1 protein-coding gene is annotated in these 271 nt (G+C 69.4%); it reads left to right on the top strand.

Features of this window, described 5'->3' with window-relative positions; translation table 11 throughout:
• Positions 1-271, top strand: a 271-nt coding sequence (locus tag VT52_RS34835; protein WP_206306700.1) for an Ig-like domain repeat protein, incomplete at both ends; no start/stop codon positions are given.

The raw sequence follows: 271 nt of genomic DNA, 5'->3' as shown, positions 1-271 counted from the left end.
TCTCCTGACGGCGGTGTACAGCGGCGACGCCGACTTCAGTGGGTCGACCTCGCCCGTGGACACCCAGACCGTCACCCAGGCGGCGAGTGCCACCACGCTCACCTCCGCCCCCGACCCCTCGGTCTTCGGCCAGGCGAAGACGCTCACCGCGACGGTGGCGGCTGTTGCGCCGGGTTCTGGTACGCCTACGGGTTCGGTCGATTTCTTCGACGGTGCCACTCTCCTGGGTACGAGCGCCCTCACCGGTGGTACGGCCACGCTCACCACGTCC

The sequence above is a fragment of the Streptomyces malaysiense genome (assembly GCF_000980885.2).
In the GTDB taxonomy this organism is placed as follows: domain Bacteria; phylum Actinomycetota; class Actinomycetes; order Streptomycetales; family Streptomycetaceae; genus Streptomyces; species Streptomyces malaysiense.
Note: the sequence above shows the minus strand (reverse complement) of the source record. Positions and strands in the feature narration are given on the sequence as shown.